The organism is Chitinophaga sp. 01L420 (genome assembly GCF_056399985.1).
Genome location: NZ_JBFTSK010000047.1, coordinates 1 through 17,058, shown reverse-complemented (window position 1 = coordinate 17,058; position 17,058 = coordinate 1). Strand labels below are relative to the sequence as shown.

The following is a 17,058-nucleotide window of genomic DNA, read 5'->3' as shown; positions in this document are numbered from 1 at the left end:
AAAGGCAATAACATTGCTGCTGCTGTTGAGGAGCAAGTTGTTTGGGTTTTTTCCAGATGAATAATACACTATCTGTTGGCCTTAAGAGYTGTTGTAAACAGGTGCTATCATATACAGGCGTTTAACAATGATGTAAAAACGAGCCTTCCGTGTTGCTCGTAGAAATAGGTCTTAACTTTTGTATTGAGTTTTCTGTAAAGGGTTATAATAGGATTACACTAAAAATACGTTAATAACGTTTACATGGAAAATTAGAAATACTGTCGGTTAGCACCATATGCTGTGCCAGTTATTTAATATGTACCTCCGGATGAAGAAAAGTAAGATCAGTGGCCATAGCATTACGGTGGTCTTCGTATATTTATAACCGTGGCCAGGTAATACAAAAATTTTTTGCCATCTAAATATGCTTGTATGAAAACCCCTTTTTTTTCTCTTCTGATAGCTGGTATCATCGGTTTATTACCACTTCATGCACAAATACCGGCAACAACCGCCAAAATGAATGCTTTTGTTAGTGGGCTGATGAGTAAGATGACCCTGGAAGAAAAGATTGGTCAACTGAACCTGCTTACACCCGGAGGAGGTGTGGCTACTGGTGCTGTGGTGAGCGCAGATGTAGAAACAAAGATCAGCAAAGGTCAGGTAGGTGGCTTATTTGGGGTAATTGGTGTGGAAAAAATCCGCAAAGCGCAGCAATTGGCCGTCAGCAAGAGCCGGCTCAAAATTCCATTGTTGTTTGGATCAGATGTGATCCACGGATATAAAACCACTTTCCCTATTCCGCTGGGATTATCCTGTAGCTGGGATATGGTGTTGATTGAACATAGTGCACACCTGGCTGGGATAGAAGCCAGTGCCGACGGATTATGCTGGGTTTATTCGCCTATGGTGGATATTGCCCGTGATCCACGTTGGGGACGGGTAGCAGAAGGCTCAGGAGAAGATGTTTACCTGGGGTCAAAGATCGCTGCGGCCATGGTGCGGGGCTACCAGGGAGATGATCTTGCCGCCAATAATACGGTGATGGCCTGTGTGAAACATTTTGCTTTATATGGTGCAGCAGAAGCCGGAAGGGATTACAATACCACTGATATGAGTCGCATTAAAATGTATGAATATTACCTTCCTCCGTACAAGGCGGCTATTGACGCAGGCGCCGGTAGTGTAATGACCTCATTCAATGAAATAGACGGCATTCCTGCTACTGCCAATAAATGGCTGATGACAGACCTGCTGCGGAAACAGTGGGGATTTAAGGGGTTTGTGGTAACAGATTATACCGCTATCAATGAAATGATGGCACATGGTATGGGAAACCTGCAAACGGTATCGGCGCTGGCATTGAATGCCGGCGTAGATATGGATATGGTAGGAGAGGGTTATCTCACTACATTGCCGGCATCGCTGCAGCAACACAAGGTCACACAACGACAGATTGATGATGCCTGCCGCCGTATACTGGAGGCTAAATACAAACTTGGGTTGTTTGAAGATCCGTACCGCTACTGTGATGACAGCCGCGCCGGACATGAAATTTTAAGTGCAGATAAGAAAAAGGCTGCCAGGGAGCTGGGTGCACGTTCCTGCGTATTACTGAAAAATAACCAGCAGGTACTCCCACTGAAGAAATCGGGCACTATTGCGCTGATAGGACCGCTGGCCAATAACAAAAATAATATGTTGGGCACCTGGGCGGTGAATGGTGATCCGCAGGCAGCCGTGCCTGTACTGGAGGGTATAAGAAGTGCAGTAGGTAACGGTGCAAACATATTATTCGCCAAAGGCGCCAATATCAGTGATGATAGCATTTTTGCCAGGAAAGTAAATGTATTTGGCGAGCGGATTGATATTGATCCCAGATCAGCAGAGCAACTCCGGGCGGAGGCAGTAGCTACGGCCAATAAAGCCGACGTAATTGTGGCCGTGGTAGGAGAAGCATCGGAGATGAGCGGCGAAGCAGCCAGCAGATCGGACATAGGATTGCCGGGAAGTCAGCAGCAATTATTACGTGCGTTGGCGCAAACCGGTAAGCCCCTGGTAGTGGTGTTAATGAGTGGTCGTCCATTAACATTGACCACTGAAAATGATCTGGCTACCGCCCTGCTGGAGGTATGGTTCCCGGGTATAGAAGCTGGCAATGCAGTAGCCGATGTACTTTTCGGTCATTATAATCCGTCAGGGAAATTGACTATGAGCTTTCCCCGCAATGTTGGGCAGATTCCGATTTATTACAATCACAAAAATACAGGCCGCCCCCAGGGGGATGGTCCTACTGAAAAGTTTCATTCCAACTACCTGGATGTAGCCAATGATCCGCTGTTTCCTTTTGGATACGGTTTAAGCTATACCACCTTTAAATATGACCACCTGAAACTGGATAAGACAACATTGGGTCTTAAAGACAAAATGGACGTTTCTTTTACCCTCACTAATACCGGCGCTTATGCCGGTGAAGAAACTGTGCAGATATATCTCCGGGATAAAGAAGCTACGATAGCGAGGCCGGTAAAGGAATTAAAAGATTTTAAAAAGATCCGGCTGGAACCCGGAGAAAATAAAACGATTCATTTTACGGTGGATAAAGAAAAACTTTCTTATTTCAACAGCAGCCTGCAATGGACGGCAGATCCGGGTATGTTTGAAATAATGATTGGTGCTTCATCTGCTGATATACGTTTGAAAAGTGAATTTGAGCTTCGGTAAAATGGCGTGATTGAATTTCTAAAGCCATGTAAAAGCAAAGAGATTTGTTAATCCCTTCTTTCTCTACATGATAACTAGGTTATCATTTAACAGATGTTTATCACACACCCCGATAAAAGTTCAGATTTTATTATGGAATTTTAACGGCATTGCATCTGTACCCAACAACCTGTATTTACCCACAATGAAAAAAATAATAGGATTTATCCTTTGTCTGCTCACAACGCAACTCTGTCTGGCACAGCAGGCTGCTGTAAAAGGAAATGTGGTAGACACACTTAATCGCGTTCAATTATCACACTCGGTAATCGCCCTTCTCAATGCCAAAGACTCTATACTAGTAAAGTTTACACGAAGTGATGAAAAAGGCCACTTTGAGCTAAAGGGCATTCCCGCTGGTAAGTATGTGTTGCTGATTAGCTATCCTGCCTTTGCTGACTACGTAGAGCCTTTAACGTTATCTGATACTTCCCTCGTGCATCTGGATAAAATTATGCTTACGCAGCGATCCCGGTTGTTGCAGGAAGTAGTCATCCAACAGAAGGTAGCCGCTATCAAAATGAAAGGAGATACCACCGAATTTAATGCGGCCAGCTTCAAAACAGAAGCCAATGCATCTGTGGAAGACCTGCTGAAAAAGCTGCCTGGTATGCAGGTAGATAATAAAGGACAGATCACTGCAAAGGGTGAAACCGTGAAAAAAGTATTGGTAGATGGAGAAGAATTTTTTGGAGATGATCCTACGCTGGTCACCAAAAATCTGCGGGCAGACATGGTCGATAAAGTACAGTTGTACGACAAGAAAAGTGATCAGTCTAATTTTACCGGGGTTGATGACGGCGAAAAAACCAAGACAATTAATATTCAGCTGAAGGAAGATAAGAAACGGGGCTATTTCGGTAAACTGGCTGCAGGCGCAGGAGATCAGGGTTTCCATAACAGTGAGGCCATGGTAAATGTATTCAGAGGCAAACAAAAACTGGCGGCGTTTGGGATTGTGTCCAACACCGGCAAGGTGGGTTTGAACTGGGGGGACCGGGAGAAGTTCGGATCCGGTGGTGGTGAATTGTCGGTTAATGATGACGGTGACTTTGAGTTCAGCGATGACGGAGGTGAGCCTGACAGCTGGGCGGGACGATACCAGGGTAATGGGTATCCGCTGGTGCAGACCGGTGGCTTACACTATGGCAATAAATGGGATAGGGACCGGCAGAACGTAAATGCCAACTACAAGATCATGAAATTGTTTGTGGATGGCAGCAGGAACACCGTTTCACAGGATTTATTGAAAGACACTACTTACTACAATAATTCTTCGGAGCAGTTTAGAAATAGTATTCTTCGTAACCGCCTGAGTGGGAGTTATGAAAACCAGATTGACTCCAGCTCTTCTATCAAGCTAATGGTAGACGGTGGACTGGATCATAAAATATCCAGCACATTCAATACTGCCGAAGTATTGGCGAATAAGGATATGGTTAATAACAGTCAGCGGAAAACGTCTTCGGTGTTTGATATTGGAGGGGTGAACTCCAGTATCTTATGGCGCAAGAAACTGAAGAAAAAAGGACGTACCGTTTCTGTGTTTTTTGCAGAGAATTATAACCGTACCAATGGAGAAGGGCTGTTGGATGCGCAAACCAACTTCTATAAGATGGGGCGCGTAGATTCGGTACAAAATACCGATCAGCGTAAGACAACGAATAATGAAGCCATCAGTATCAATAGTAACATTACCTATACAGAGCCGTTGTCAAAAAGTTCATCACTGGTGATTAATTACGGTATTAATTTAGATAACAACCATTCCAATAAACTTTCCTTTAACCAAAACAGCGAAGGGAAATATGTCATGATGGATTCGCTGTACAGTAATGATTATGCATTTAATATTCTTACCCATAAGGGCGGTTTGAGCTACGCCTATACGAAGAAAAAAGTGCGCATTAATATCGGTAGTAATGTGGGACTGACCAGCTTTCAACAAAAGGATATGTTCAGGGATCATCAGCGGGATCGTAGTTTTGTTAACTGGTATCCGAGGGCTCTCCTCCGGTATAATATAACCCCACAGCGCCGTTTATCATTCACCTATAACGGCTCTACGCAGCAGCCGGGCATCAACCAGCTGCAACCGATCCTGGTAAATGATGATCCGGTGAATGTGGTGATAGGGAACCCGAATCTGAAACCTTCTTTTAATAATAACTTTGATGCCAACTTCTCCGATTATAAGGTCATGACGAACCGCGGTATCTGGGTGAACATGAGCTATTCGACTACCAGTAATGCGATCAGTGACCGTAGTATACTGGATGCAAACGGAAAAAGAACCACACAGGCCGTTAACGTAAATGGTAATAGTAGTGCCAGGTTCTATTCAAATTTTAACTGGAAGATTGTGCCGCTGGATCTGAGAATAGGTACCGGGGTAAATGGAAGTCTCAACAGGAATGTGAACTACGTGAACGACGTATATAACGTGACAAAATCCGGGAACGTTGGTTTAAATTTATTTGCATCGAAAGAGAAGGAAAAGAAATACGAGGTATATCTGGATGCCAGCGCTAATTACAATAGCAGTGTATCTTCTGTGCAAAATACGCTGCGTACCAATTACTGGACTTATAATCTCAATCCCAGTACAAATATCCACCTGCCACTGAAGTTTCAGTTGCATGCAGATATGAACTGCATGATCCGTCAGAAAACGCCGGTATTTACCAGTAATAACAGCGTTGCTATCGTCAATGCATCTGTTGCGAAAAAATTTGGAAAGAAAGAATTGGTAGAGATCAATTTTTCCATGAGTGATATCCTGAATCAGAACATAGGATTTGAAAGATCGGTATCTACCAACAGGATTACGCAGTCCACCTATAGTACTATTGGCCGCTATGGCCTGCTGTCTTTTATCTGGAATTTTAACAAATTAGGCGCTGCTGCGCCCAAAGAATAGTTGCTATGAAAAACATTTGTAAGAAAATAAGTCTACTCACCCTCCTCATCGTATCTGCTTTAACGATGCAGGCTCAGCATACTATTTTTCTGCAGCAGGGACGTATTGAATATGAGAAGCGGTTGAACATRCATGCCAGGATGAACCAGATGAGCAATGGTGAAGAGGGATCCTGGATGGATGGTTTGAAAAAGGGGATGGATCAATACCAGGTCACCTACTTCGATTATTCGTTTGCCAACAATACTACTTTGTATAAGCCGGGAAGGGAAAATGAAACGGCCAATAAGAATCCTTTCTGGGGGGAGGGGCCTGCAGAAGAGAACGTGGTGTATTCCAGACTGGATAGTATGCAAAGCATTTCACAGAAGAAAGTATTTGAGCAATTGTTTGTGGTGAAGGATACTATCCGCTCCATCCGTTGGAAGATTACGGATGAAACCCGTAAAATAGCCGGGTTTGATTGCCGGCGGGCCAACGCCGTTATCATGGATTCCATTTATGTGGTGGCATTTTATACCGATGCCATTGTTACACCGGGAGGGCCGGAGTCGTTCAGTGGACTGCCGGGGATGATTCTGGGGGTAGCGTTGCCGCATGAGCATATTACCTGGTTTGCGACCAAAGTACTGGTAGATGATATTAAAGAAGGTGCCCTAAAGCCACCGGTCAAGGGAAAGGAGGTCAATAATAAGGAGCTGAATACCACTATCAGTAAAAGCATCGGTAAGTGGGGGAATTGGGGAAAGGCATATATTAAAGCGATTTTGTTATAATTGCAGCTGATAGCTGATCATTTAATGCAACGGATACATAACATAAGAGCGCTTTATTCCCCTGTTCAGCCTTGTGTGAAGCAGGCGGCAGGGGAGGTGGTGTACCGGGAGTTTTTACCGGATGTAAGGTTGCAGGATTTTATTTATTGTTACTGGCAGCTGAAAACCGAATATCCGTTAACGGAGCCTTATCATTACCGCGTAGTGGCTGATGGCTGCATAGATATCTTTTTTGAGCTGCATGACCCACAGCATCCTGTTGTAATGGGTTTCAGCGATGCCTATACGGAATTCCCGCTGGGGCCCACGTTTAATTATGCAGGCATCCGTTTTTTGCCTGGCATGTTTCCGCAGTTGTATAGGGTAAATGCCGCTGAACTGGCCCACCAGGAGGCCCTTTTGGAAGATGTGGCACCTGTGGGATACCATTTCCTGAGAGAGGGACTACCTGGACATCCAACGGTAACGGCCATAAAATCGATGCTGGATAAGCACTTCCTGGTATTTCTCTCAAAAACTGATATTCATGCAGACAGCAGGTTCTATGAATCCATAGACCTTATCCTGCGTACATCCGGTGCGGTGAGCATAGAAAAGGAGGTACCTCAGGGTATCAGTTCGCGGCAGTTGCGGCGTTTGTTTGCTGAATATATAGGCGGCACCCCCAAAGCTTTCAGTAACGTGGTCCGGTTTCAGCAGATTTTGCAATCTTCTCCTGAAGTGCTGAAAAACAGGTTGTACCTGGACGCCGGCTACTATGACCAGGCTCATTTCATTAAAGCGTTTAAGCGGCTGTACGGCCTTACGCCATCCCAGGTCTTCGAAAAATAACTTTGTCCGATTTTTACAATGTTGGCGCCTGCGCGGATAATAACTTTGCTGTCATAAAATTTCAAGGAAATGAAACGATGGCTGTTATTACTGACTTTTTCTTTTTTTATATCCCATCTTTATTCACAAACAAAACCGGTTAAGATGAAATTGAACGCGGGCATCATTACTTCGAAAATAGCGGAGAGTAAAAAGTTTTATACAGATATATTAGGCTTTGGGGTTACGTTTGAAAACGACTTTTACCTGTTGTTGCATACCCCGGATAAGTCTGCTGCTATTAGTTTTTTATCGCCGGAACATGCTTCTCAACAGCCTTTGTTCAGGCCTGCTTTTAATGGGAAAGGGGTATACCTGACCATAGAGGTGGCGCATGTAGACGAACTTTATCAGCAGTTAAAAGCCAAAGGAGCGCATATTGTGATCGATATCCGTAATGAGCCCTGGGGAGACCGGCATTTCGCTATACAGGACCCTAATGGGGTGGGAATAGACCTGGTGACCTATTCACAGCCATAGTGTGTGTTAACATAATTTTAAGATAAAGAAATCATAAAAAGGTGGGTGATGGCACCAAAGAGGAATCATTTTTGTTTTATGCCAGGTAACTAAAAATTTTAACCATGGCAAAGCTAAGCAAGGACACCGTAAAACAAGAAATTCAGGAACTGGCCATCGGTAACTATAAAAGTTATCCTGCTGATTATGAAGAAGCGCCGGCAGCGGTTTCAGAGAACATCCAGTCATTGGCAAAGGGTTATTGGGACAGCCGCGAATTCAAGGAAGTAACGCGTGATGAGCGGTTAGGAATAGACCTGGAAGACTATAAGCACTGGACAAAAGAGGCGTATGATGCCTTTATGGAAGCCAATCATCAATCAATGAATTGATTCCACCACACATTATTACCACAAGGATAGCCCCGGCACCCACGTGCCGGGGCATTTTTTTGTAATCTGCAACTATTTAAGGAAGCTGGTTGTTTAACTATAACGGTGGATTCACTGCCATATAAATGTAGTGGGCACTACACCTGCTTGGTGACTTAAATCTGCATCTACACCTCTTTTGAGCTGGTGTTCGTAACCCCTGATTGCATTGGGCCAGTGGCTGAACCTGCCATTAATCCTAAAATTTCAGCGCATGAAAAAGTTTGTATGTTTGTTGGTGATCCTGGGTGCCGCCTGGCGGTTGTGTGCTCAGAGTGCCCCTGTTGCGGCGGTTGTTATACAGGATGAGGACCTGGTGACACAAATCTTTGGCAAGAATAAAGAGTCGCTCCTGGATGATTTATTGCAGATATCTCCGGTAGAAATGCAGGCGTTTCAGTCCACTTTCCTGGAGTATGAAACGGAAAAAAGCCCCTGGTTAGCGGAGCGTATTGCTTTACTGAAGATGTATAATGAAGAGTTTTCTTCTATTGACGAGCGTAAAATGAATTCGCTTACCAGGCAAATCATTAACAACGACCTTGAATTCGGACGTTTACAAATGCGCTATTTCAGGCGGATGAATAAGCTGTTGGGAGCTACCAGGGCAGCTAAATTCTTCCAGCTGGACAATTACCTGGAGCAGTCGTCCCGCGTATTTTTACAAAACAAGCTACCATTTATTAAGGAGTTGGAAACAGGCAGGCAGGCGTTTTCGCACGACAGCAAGCCGCTTACCAGCAGGTAGCCATGGGTGCTAGACCGCTTCTTCTATAAAGTCTTCGCTACGTGGAATGGCTTTGAATTTTTCGAGCAAGTCTGCCGGGAGTCCTGTAAGCTTACGTTTACGGGTATCTATCCATGCACCGTCTACGAGTACTGTAGCGGATTTGGTACCATCTCCCCGGAAAATTTCATGTTTTATAGACCAGCGGGAGGCATCTGTTCTGCATTTTGTCAGTTCGCAGGTGACCTGGACTTTGTCGTTGGCGCCAATTTCCCGGTGATAGAAGAGTTCTTCGCGGAAGAGGATAGGGCCTATCTGTAGTTGTACGAAATGGGCAGCATCGAGGCCTATTTTATCCAACATGGTTAACCGTGCCTGGGCGGCAAAGTCGGCATAGGCCGAATGCCGCAGGTGCATGTTAGCGTCTATCTGTGACCATAATACGGGTCCTTCAAAGAATATGTTCATCTTTAAATTTACGAAAAAGCCGCATAAAATAATCGTGGAAGGAAGTTGCATATAATAGAAATATCTACCTATAACGGCTATACGTAAAAATAATCGGCCGGGGATACCGGTCAGGGAAGGGGCTGTTAACGAAATTTTTCAATAAAAAAAAGTAAAACAAATTTTTTTAGAAACATTTCCTTTTATACTTTCGCAGCCTGGAGAGTTGGCAGAGCGGTCGATTGCGGCAGTCTTGAAAACTGTTGACTGTAACAGGTCCCGGGGTTCGAATCCCTGACTCTCCGCAAAAAGCGATACAAAATTCAGTAATGGATTTTGTGTCGCTTTTTCATTTTTAAGAAGGTGACCTTCTGTTTGAGATTAAATTTGACTCCTTTATCCATAAAAATGCCCCCAAAAGTGTCTAACTTTTTGGGGGCACTTCAGACAGAGGCTGCCAATTCCGTGTTAAATGCTTAGATCTATTTAGCTTTTTTAGCTACGAATTTACCAAGTACTTTACCAGCTTTGGCGTATGCATCACCGATACGAGGACCGGTGGCAAACTGACCTTTACCGCCTTTCATATCATTCAGCATAATTTTGCAGAGGACTTTAGATTTATCAGCAGCATCGTAAAAATAAATTTCGAGATTAACCGCTGCTTTGGCAGAAGTAATGCCTACATTATATCCTACCTCGATAAATTTGGTATGTACTTCCATGATATATTTAGTAGCAGCATCTTCGCTGATGGTTCTTTTGGAATATTTCGCAAACAGCTCGTTGAATTTAGGCTGGTAATGATTTTTTCTATCGCTTATCCAGCTTTCTTCCCATGCTTTGCCGGTGCCGGGTTCTTTCGATTCTTTCTCTGCTTTTTTTCTTTTGATGTAGGTAGCTTCTTTGCCATCCTTGCCTACGGTTATATCATCGTATACATAGGAGATCTGTATTTCTTTAACATCTTTCAGGAAGGTCAGGTTGCCTTTAACAACATCCTGCGCCTGTGAGGAAATGCCGGTCATCATTGATCCTGCCACGAGGATCAGTGCAAATAATTTTTTCATAGTGCAAAGGGATAAATGATATAAAGTGAAAAAGGAAATGCTTAGAAGTTAAATAGTGTTGCCAGGCTGTAAATGTCAGGTTTATTATCTGTTATACCTTTCATGTAGCTCAGTTTTATTTCTATGTTGTGTACCCTGCCTACGCCTATACGAAGACCTGCATTGGCCACCGGACCAGTAGTGCTGGAACTTTCGGAGGAATTGTACTCGTCATAGTCGCCTGAGTAATTATCGGCCTCGGTGCTAAAGTGATACCCGTATCCGGCGCCTACAAAAAAGCCCATGCGGCTATGTGCATTCTTGCTGGAGCCGCGGCCGAAGTTTACGTTGACTACAGCCGGCAAATTGAACATGAAGCGGATGTTAGTAGTTTCATTCCTGTAGGAGCCAATATGACTACTGTAGTTACCACCTAATCCCACGCTCAGCGGAACACCCACAGATAAGGACAAATTATCTTTCTGGAAAAAATTAATGCGGGGGGAATAAGTAAGTCCACCTACTGCCCTGGCATCTGAATACTCCGTTTTATCCACCAGGACGATGACGCCTGCGCCATGCATAAACCTTTGAGAATAAGCGCTGAGACACGCTGCAAAGGCAAAGGTCAACAATATGATCTTCTTCATTGTGTTTTGGGAATTTTATGAATATGAATTAGTGTTACAATTTATAGGCTACTGCTACCGTACTTCAGCGCGGGTGCAAATTAAGTACATTAAAATCATTTTATGAAAGGAAATAATGGAAATACCATGAATGTGTGATCTACTAAAACGTATATACGTTATCGTTATGATAAGTTGTGCCCCAATATATTTTGCCAGATGCATGCTGCCGGGGAAATTTTGTTGTTCCTACTCAATTCGGATTCAATTTATCTAGATTGGTATTTTGGGCTCAAGCTGGTTGAGGCAGCCTTTTTTGTTTTCAATGTCGGTTACCTGAGTTATGATTTCAGCAGTATAAGTATCATCAGTATTTCTTTTTTGAGCATCTATATCGCGTTTTATATCCTTAGCTGCTTTTAGATTGTACACAGTCGATACTGATTGATTGACAATATTGCGAATCAGCATATCAGCAGCTAATTGGATTGTTGCTTAGTATTAGTTTTAGTAGTTTTCTCTTCTCAGGAAGGTTTGACTTTTCCAGTACTCTATTGGGTGTCTGCCTGGATGTGGCAATCCCATTTTATTCCATGCTTCGTCTAATCCTAAGCCAAACCTCCTGGCGATATTTTCCATAAGTGGGGTATATAACTTATGTTTGTAAACAGGACAGTTGAAAGGTTATGTGATATGAACTACGTAACATTGAAATAACATGAATTATACATTTTTTTTTGACGATGACTTAGATGATTTGTTATCAGAAGCAAAAACAGCAAAAAAAGATTAAGAATTATGAATCATGGAATCAACCATCGTTGAAAGTTGAATTAGAAAATTTAAATAAATTAGATTTTGTTCATCAAGGAATCAAGGAATACTATGAAAAAAGAAGTGACGGCTTTGAATTAGAATGGTGGTCAAATAAAGAAAAGGGAATAGGAGGGAAAATACAATTAGCTCAAACTAAGTATTTATTTGCGGAAGATAATGGAATATACGATGAAGGAGATGAAACAGATCTTAAATATTTTCGTCCGCTTGATTATCCATTGCCGGAGACTTATGTAGGTTTCGTAATAAAGCCAGATATTGTATATAAGTCGCTTTACTATATGAGTACAAGTAATTATGAATTAGATAATCTGGATTTAGACTATAATGATTATACCCAAATGGCAGTTGAAGCACGTGTATTTAATCATTGGCAACTTGTTTTATTACACTATATGGATGGTAGTGGCATTGGTTCAGTAGAAACGGAAAATTTTAAAACTGAAATGCCTGAGATATTTCCAGATTGGACATGGGAAAATTTTATTGCCAAGTTTGAGAGTTTACGTCTTTCTAATAAAAAATAAATAAAATTTCAAAAAAGACAAAAAGCGGAACCTTTTAAGTAAGGCTTCGCTTTTTTTATGTTCAACGACGTGATCTATAAAGATTCCAGTATCTTCAGCAGGATGTATTTGAAAAAATGTTAGATAGAAACGATATCTTTATTATATCACTCAACATCATTTCGCAATCAATCTAATCTATATGAAGAACTGGTTTTTACTATCCGTTTTCTTAGTTTCTTTTGTTGCCTGCCAACCGCGAACAAATGAAAAACCCTTCGTTGCTATTGAAGGAATCGACTCGACCCTTCAGCCGGGCGATAATTTTTATAATTATGTAAATTTAAAATGGTATGATACCGCACAAATACCACCCAGCCAGTCGGGCGTAGGTGCATACCGGTTTATGAACTATCAGCAACGCCTCAAGTTGCAGGGCATCCTTGACAGCGTATCAAAAAGTAATAATCCCCCCGGCAGCCTTGAACAAAAGATCGGTGATTTCTTTGCTTCCGGAATGGATACCAATATCATCAATCAGCGCGGCTTTGAGCCACTCAAAACCGGGTTGCAGCGGATCAATGCTATCACCAGTACTGCTGATATGCTTACATTCATGGCGGAAGAAACCAAATTGTCAAACATCTTCCTTATTGATTTTCAAGTTTCGCCGGATCAGGAAAACAGTAGCATAAATATGGGGCACATTAATCAAACTGGTATCGGCATGCCTGACAGGGATTATTACTTCAATACTGACACCTCCACCATTGCTATACAGCAAGCATATAAAAAATACCTTGCAGATCTTTTTACGCTGACTGGAAGCGATACTGCATTAGCGCAAAAAAATGCAGCACTTGTTTATAACATCCAAAAGCAGTTGGCCACATCACATAAAACCAATGTTGAGCTGCGGGACATAAAAGCCAATTTCCATAAAGTAGGCCTGGCCGCTTTAAATAAGCAACAACCCAATATAGGTTGGACAACTTTCTTCCAGCATCTGGGTGCTACCATAGATTCACTGGATGTAGCCCAACCAGGTTATTATGACAAATTGAACACACTCCTCAAATCGATCCCGCTCGAGGATTGGAAAGTATACCTCAGCGCAAATTATATTAGTACCTATGCAGAGTACCTCAGCAAACCCTTTGTGAATTCATCCTTTGAATATAATAAAGTCCTTACGGGACAGACCATGCAGAAAACACGCGGCGAGACCATGTCAGGCGTAGTAGATACCTATCTTGGCCAGGCATTGGGACAATTATATACGAAGCTATATTTCCCGGAGTCGGCCAAAACACGGATGCTGGAGCTTGTGAATAACCTGCAGAAGGCGTTCTCCAATAGGGTGGACAAGCTGGACTGGATGAGTGACAGCACCAAGCAAAAAGCCAAGGTGAAATTATTTGCTATCACCAAAAAGATCGGATACCCCGATAAGTGGCGCGAATACAATAATGTAAATATTGTGAGGAATAAATATTTTGAGAATGTGGTATCGGCGGCCGCGAACAACTTCCAATACAACCTCGCCAAATTGGGGAAGCCGGTTGACAAGACGGAGTGGTTCACTACACCTTCCACAGTTACCGCTTATAACAACCCTTCCGCCAATGAGATTGTGTTCCCCGCCGGAATTCTGCAGCCTCCCTACTTTGACAACAACGCTGACGACGCGCTTAACTATGGTGGCATTGGCATGGTGATCGGGCATGAAATGACGCATACGTTTGACGATCAGGGTGCCCAGTTTGATAAAGACGGTAACGTAAAAAACTGGTGGACACCTGAAGACTATAAGAAGTTTAAGGCCAAAACGCAACAGGTCATTGACCTGTACAGTACCTTCACCGTACTGGATAGCATTCATATAAAAGGTGCGCTTACAGTAGGAGAAAACACAGCGGATATCAGCGGAATTGCCGTAGCGTATGATGCTTTTAAAATGACCAAACAAGGACAGGATACAACGAAAATCGGAGGCTTTACGCCTGATCAGCGATTTTTCCTTTCAGTGGCCAGGATCTGGCGGGTGAAAATGAAAGACGAATACCTGCGCTACTGGGTTAATAACGATCCCCATTCTCCACCCATATGGCGTGTAAATGGCCCACTAATGAACATCCCCGCTTTTTACTCCGCTTTTAATGTACGATCCGGAGAGAGGATGTACCTGGACAAAGATAAGCGGATCAAGATATGGTAAGGTGCGGAGGCGCTAAGAGCGATACAAAATTCATAATTGGATTTTGTGTCGCTTTTTCATTTTTAAGGTGGTGGCTATTAGGTGTTTTCGATTTGGAAGGGGGACTCGATAGTGATATTTTACATCGAGATTTTTTCGGGTCATCATTTCTGATATCCTTTCTTTTTTAGCTATCTATATGACTACTATTGATTGTATTAATTCTCTTCTCATCATCTTTTTATTAAGAATTACCATTATATTAGCATTTTTAGAAAACTAATTGATAGTTCAGATCAATATGAAAAATAAAGCAGTAAAACTGTTTTATAATATGTAAGGGTAAGTTAACTGCAATCATAAGAGACGGGATAGCTATCCCAAATAAGTAAAAATAATAAATGAAAATATTTTTGAATTTCATAGTTCTATTTCTGGCATTTTTCAATTGCCCAGCCCAACAAACAAAAAAAGTAAAAACGGAAGATTTAAAAAGTATCTATGACATTGAAGATAGTGTTTCTGTAAAAACCAGAGACGGAGCAATACTATCTTTAATGGTTGTAAGAAAAAAAGGGGATAAAAATCCTAAACCTGTAATACTTCAATCTACTATTTATGTTAGAGATACAGGCAGAGATATTGCATCATTAAAGAAATCTGTAGATAATGGTTATGTTGGTGTTATTGCATATGCAAGAGGAAAAAGATTTAGTCCGGACAAAATATTTCCATACGAAAATGACGCAAATGATACTTACGATGTTATTGATTGGATCAGTAAGCAAAAATGGTGCAACGGAAGTGTGGGTATGTATGGCGGCAGTTATAATGGCTTTACACAATGGGCCGCTTGCAAAACCCTACACCCTGCCCTTAAAACAATTGTACCTTCAGTAGCGGCACGGCCAGGCCAAGGGCTGCCTGTAGAAAATAATATTTTCGTAAACCCAAATTATGAATGGTCATTTTACGTTGGGAATAATAAATATCTGGACACTATAGCCGGAAATGATAGACAGCGTTTCAGAAAAATGCAAAACACATGGTGGGAAACAGGAGTTGCCTACAAAAAATTAGACAGCATAGATGGTGTTCCCAACAAATGGTTTCAACGATGGATAAGCCATCCATCTTTCGACAGTTATTGGCAAAAAATGACGCCATATAAAAAGGATTTTGCACAAATAAAAATTCCTGTTTTGGCGTTTGACGGTTATTATAACGATGGACAAAGCTCAGGTTTGTACTATCTAAGAGAGCTTCAAAAGTATAGTCCGGAAACACCTGTTTATCTTATCATTGGACCTTACGGACATTTTGGTACGCAAAGAGGCGGAGAACCCATTTTGTATGAATACGAGGTAGATCCAGTTGCGTTGTTCGATATCAATAAAATTACTTATCAATGGTTTGACTATATTCTAAAAAATGGAACTAAACCGGAAGCCCTAAAAGACAAAATCAACTATGAGGTAATGGGGGCCAATGAATGGAGAAGTGCTCCATCGATTGATAAAATGAATGATGGCTTTTTAACGCTGTATTTGACCGATGATAAGTCTGGTAAATTCTATTCTTTGAATTCAAATAAACCGGTTAAAAAGAGTTATCTATCACAAGAAGTTGATTTTGCAGACAGAGAGAAAACAAATAACGATTATTATCCTGAACCCATTATTCGTAAAGAAATTGATACAGCTAACGGATTTAATTTTATTAGTGAACCTTTAAAAGAACCAATTCTAATAAATGGCTCTTTTTTGGGAGAAATCAAAGCCAGCATCAATAAAAGGGATATGGATATTGGCGTGACATTATATGAGGTAATGCCAAATGGAGAGTATTTCCATTTATCTTATTTTATTGGACGGGCAAGCTATTCAACTGATATTACAAAAAGAAAATTGCTAAAACCAAATGAAATTGAAACTATTCCATTCTCTAATACGCATTTGGTAAGCAAACGACTAAGTAAAGGGAGTCGATTATTAATTTATCTAAATGTAAATAAAAATCCGTTTTCTGAACTAAATTATGGGACAGGAAAAACGGTATCTGAAGAAACAATAAAAGATGCCCAGGAACCATTAAAAGTTAAATGGTACAACGATAGTTTTGTGAAAATTCCTATATTAAGAAACTGATTATCCCCTATATATGTAAAAGGCAAATATCCCGACTTATGTTAATTAGAGTTTGGCCTTTGCATCATTCAATAGTGACAGCAATTGAATAATATCCCCATCCTTCATAAAGACATAGGACTTCTCATCAAAGCGCTCTAGTTTTAAAAAGGTGGACCATTGTTTTTTTGACACTATCTCATAAACTGTGTAAATCTGAAAATCGGGGATTCACCTCGATTTTCTTAATTTTAAAACTATATACACAGTATTATGAAAGCAGAAGACTTCATATCAGACGACTTTTTAAAACAATTTAAGACAGGCAAGGAATTGAAT

Annotated in this window: 14 protein-coding genes and 1 tRNA gene; 11 read left to right on the top strand and 4 right to left on the bottom strand. The window is 41.7% G+C overall.

Annotated features, from left to right (window positions below):
* Window positions 1-414 precede the first annotated feature (414 nt).
* From bglX to AC1DP6_RS30150, 7 genes are all read left to right on the top strand, one after another.
* Window positions 415-2,706: a beta-glucosidase BglX gene (gene bglX / locus AC1DP6_RS30180; protein WP_477058218.1), complete on the top strand. Its 2,292-nt coding sequence runs from the start codon at window positions 415-417 to the stop codon at window positions 2,704-2,706.
* Window positions 2,707-2,890: 184 nt separating this feature from the next.
* A complete protein-coding gene (locus tag AC1DP6_RS30175; RefSeq protein WP_477058217.1) occupies window positions 2,891-5,665 on the top strand; it encodes an outer membrane beta-barrel family protein in 2,775 nt (924 codons plus the stop codon).
* 5 nt (window positions 5,666-5,670) lie between these two features.
* Window positions 5,671-6,441, top strand: a complete 771-nt coding sequence (locus AC1DP6_RS30170) for a GLPGLI family protein (RefSeq protein WP_477058216.1) — start codon at window positions 5,671-5,673, stop codon at window positions 6,439-6,441.
* 24 nt (window positions 6,442-6,465) lie between these two features.
* Window positions 6,466-7,272 (top strand): AraC family transcriptional regulator, encoded by an 807-nt coding sequence (locus AC1DP6_RS30165; RefSeq protein WP_477058215.1) that lies wholly within the window; start codon window positions 6,466-6,468, stop codon window positions 7,270-7,272.
* Window positions 7,273-7,416: 144 nt separating this feature from the next.
* Entirely contained in the window at window positions 7,417-7,791 is a 375-nt protein-coding gene (locus AC1DP6_RS30160) for a VOC family protein (RefSeq protein WP_477058214.1), read from the top strand.
* A gap of 104 nt (window positions 7,792-7,895) precedes the next feature.
* Entirely contained in the window at window positions 7,896-8,162 is a 267-nt protein-coding gene (locus AC1DP6_RS30155; RefSeq protein ID WP_477058213.1) for a hypothetical protein, read from the top strand.
* Between the two features lie 253 nt (window positions 8,163-8,415).
* Window positions 8,416-8,949, top strand: a complete 534-nt coding sequence (locus tag AC1DP6_RS30150; protein ID WP_477058212.1) for a hypothetical protein — start codon at window positions 8,416-8,418, stop codon at window positions 8,947-8,949.
* A gap of 9 nt (window positions 8,950-8,958) precedes the next feature.
* Here the strand turns inward: AC1DP6_RS30150 and AC1DP6_RS30145 are convergent, their stop codons facing one another.
* Entirely contained in the window at window positions 8,959-9,396 is a 438-nt protein-coding gene (locus AC1DP6_RS30145) for an acyl-CoA thioesterase (RefSeq protein WP_441578375.1), read from the bottom strand.
* 199 nt (window positions 9,397-9,595) lie between these two features.
* Here AC1DP6_RS30145 and AC1DP6_RS30140 point away from each other — a divergent pair.
* Window positions 9,596-9,680, top strand: a tRNA-Ser gene (locus tag AC1DP6_RS30140).
* Window positions 9,681-9,857: 177 nt separating this feature from the next.
* Here the strand turns inward: AC1DP6_RS30140 and AC1DP6_RS30135 are convergent.
* The 3 genes from AC1DP6_RS30135 to AC1DP6_RS30125 form a co-directional block, all read right to left on the bottom strand.
* Window positions 9,858-10,445, bottom strand: a complete 588-nt coding sequence (locus AC1DP6_RS30135) for a hypothetical protein (protein ID WP_477058211.1) — start codon at window positions 10,443-10,445, stop codon at window positions 9,858-9,860.
* A 41-nt stretch (window positions 10,446-10,486) separates the two neighbouring features.
* Window positions 10,487-11,074, bottom strand: coding sequence for a hypothetical protein (locus AC1DP6_RS30130; protein ID WP_477058210.1), 588 nt, complete (start codon window positions 11,072-11,074; stop codon window positions 10,487-10,489).
* 252 nt (window positions 11,075-11,326) lie between these two features.
* The gene (locus tag AC1DP6_RS30125; protein WP_477058209.1) at window positions 11,327-11,524 is read right to left on the bottom strand and encodes a hypothetical protein; all 198 of its coding nucleotides are present in this window, start codon (window positions 11,522-11,524) and stop codon (window positions 11,327-11,329) included.
* 350 nt (window positions 11,525-11,874) lie between these two features.
* Between AC1DP6_RS30125 and AC1DP6_RS30120 the strand changes: the two genes are divergently transcribed.
* The 3 genes from AC1DP6_RS30120 (at window position 11,875) to AC1DP6_RS30110 (ending at window position 16,740) form a co-directional block, all read left to right on the top strand.
* Window positions 11,875-12,417, top strand: a complete 543-nt coding sequence (locus AC1DP6_RS30120; RefSeq protein ID WP_477058208.1) for a hypothetical protein — start codon at window positions 11,875-11,877, stop codon at window positions 12,415-12,417.
* Between the two features lie 181 nt (window positions 12,418-12,598).
* Window positions 12,599-14,614 carry a M13 family metallopeptidase gene (locus AC1DP6_RS30115; RefSeq protein ID WP_477058207.1) on the top strand — a complete coding sequence of 672 codons (2,016 nt, stop codon included), beginning with the start codon at window positions 12,599-12,601 and terminating at the stop codon, window positions 14,612-14,614.
* A gap of 380 nt (window positions 14,615-14,994) precedes the next feature.
* A complete protein-coding gene (locus tag AC1DP6_RS30110; RefSeq protein WP_477058206.1) occupies window positions 14,995-16,740 on the top strand; it encodes a CocE/NonD family hydrolase in 1,746 nt (581 codons plus the stop codon).
* The last annotated feature ends 318 nt before the right edge of the window (window positions 16,741-17,058 follow it).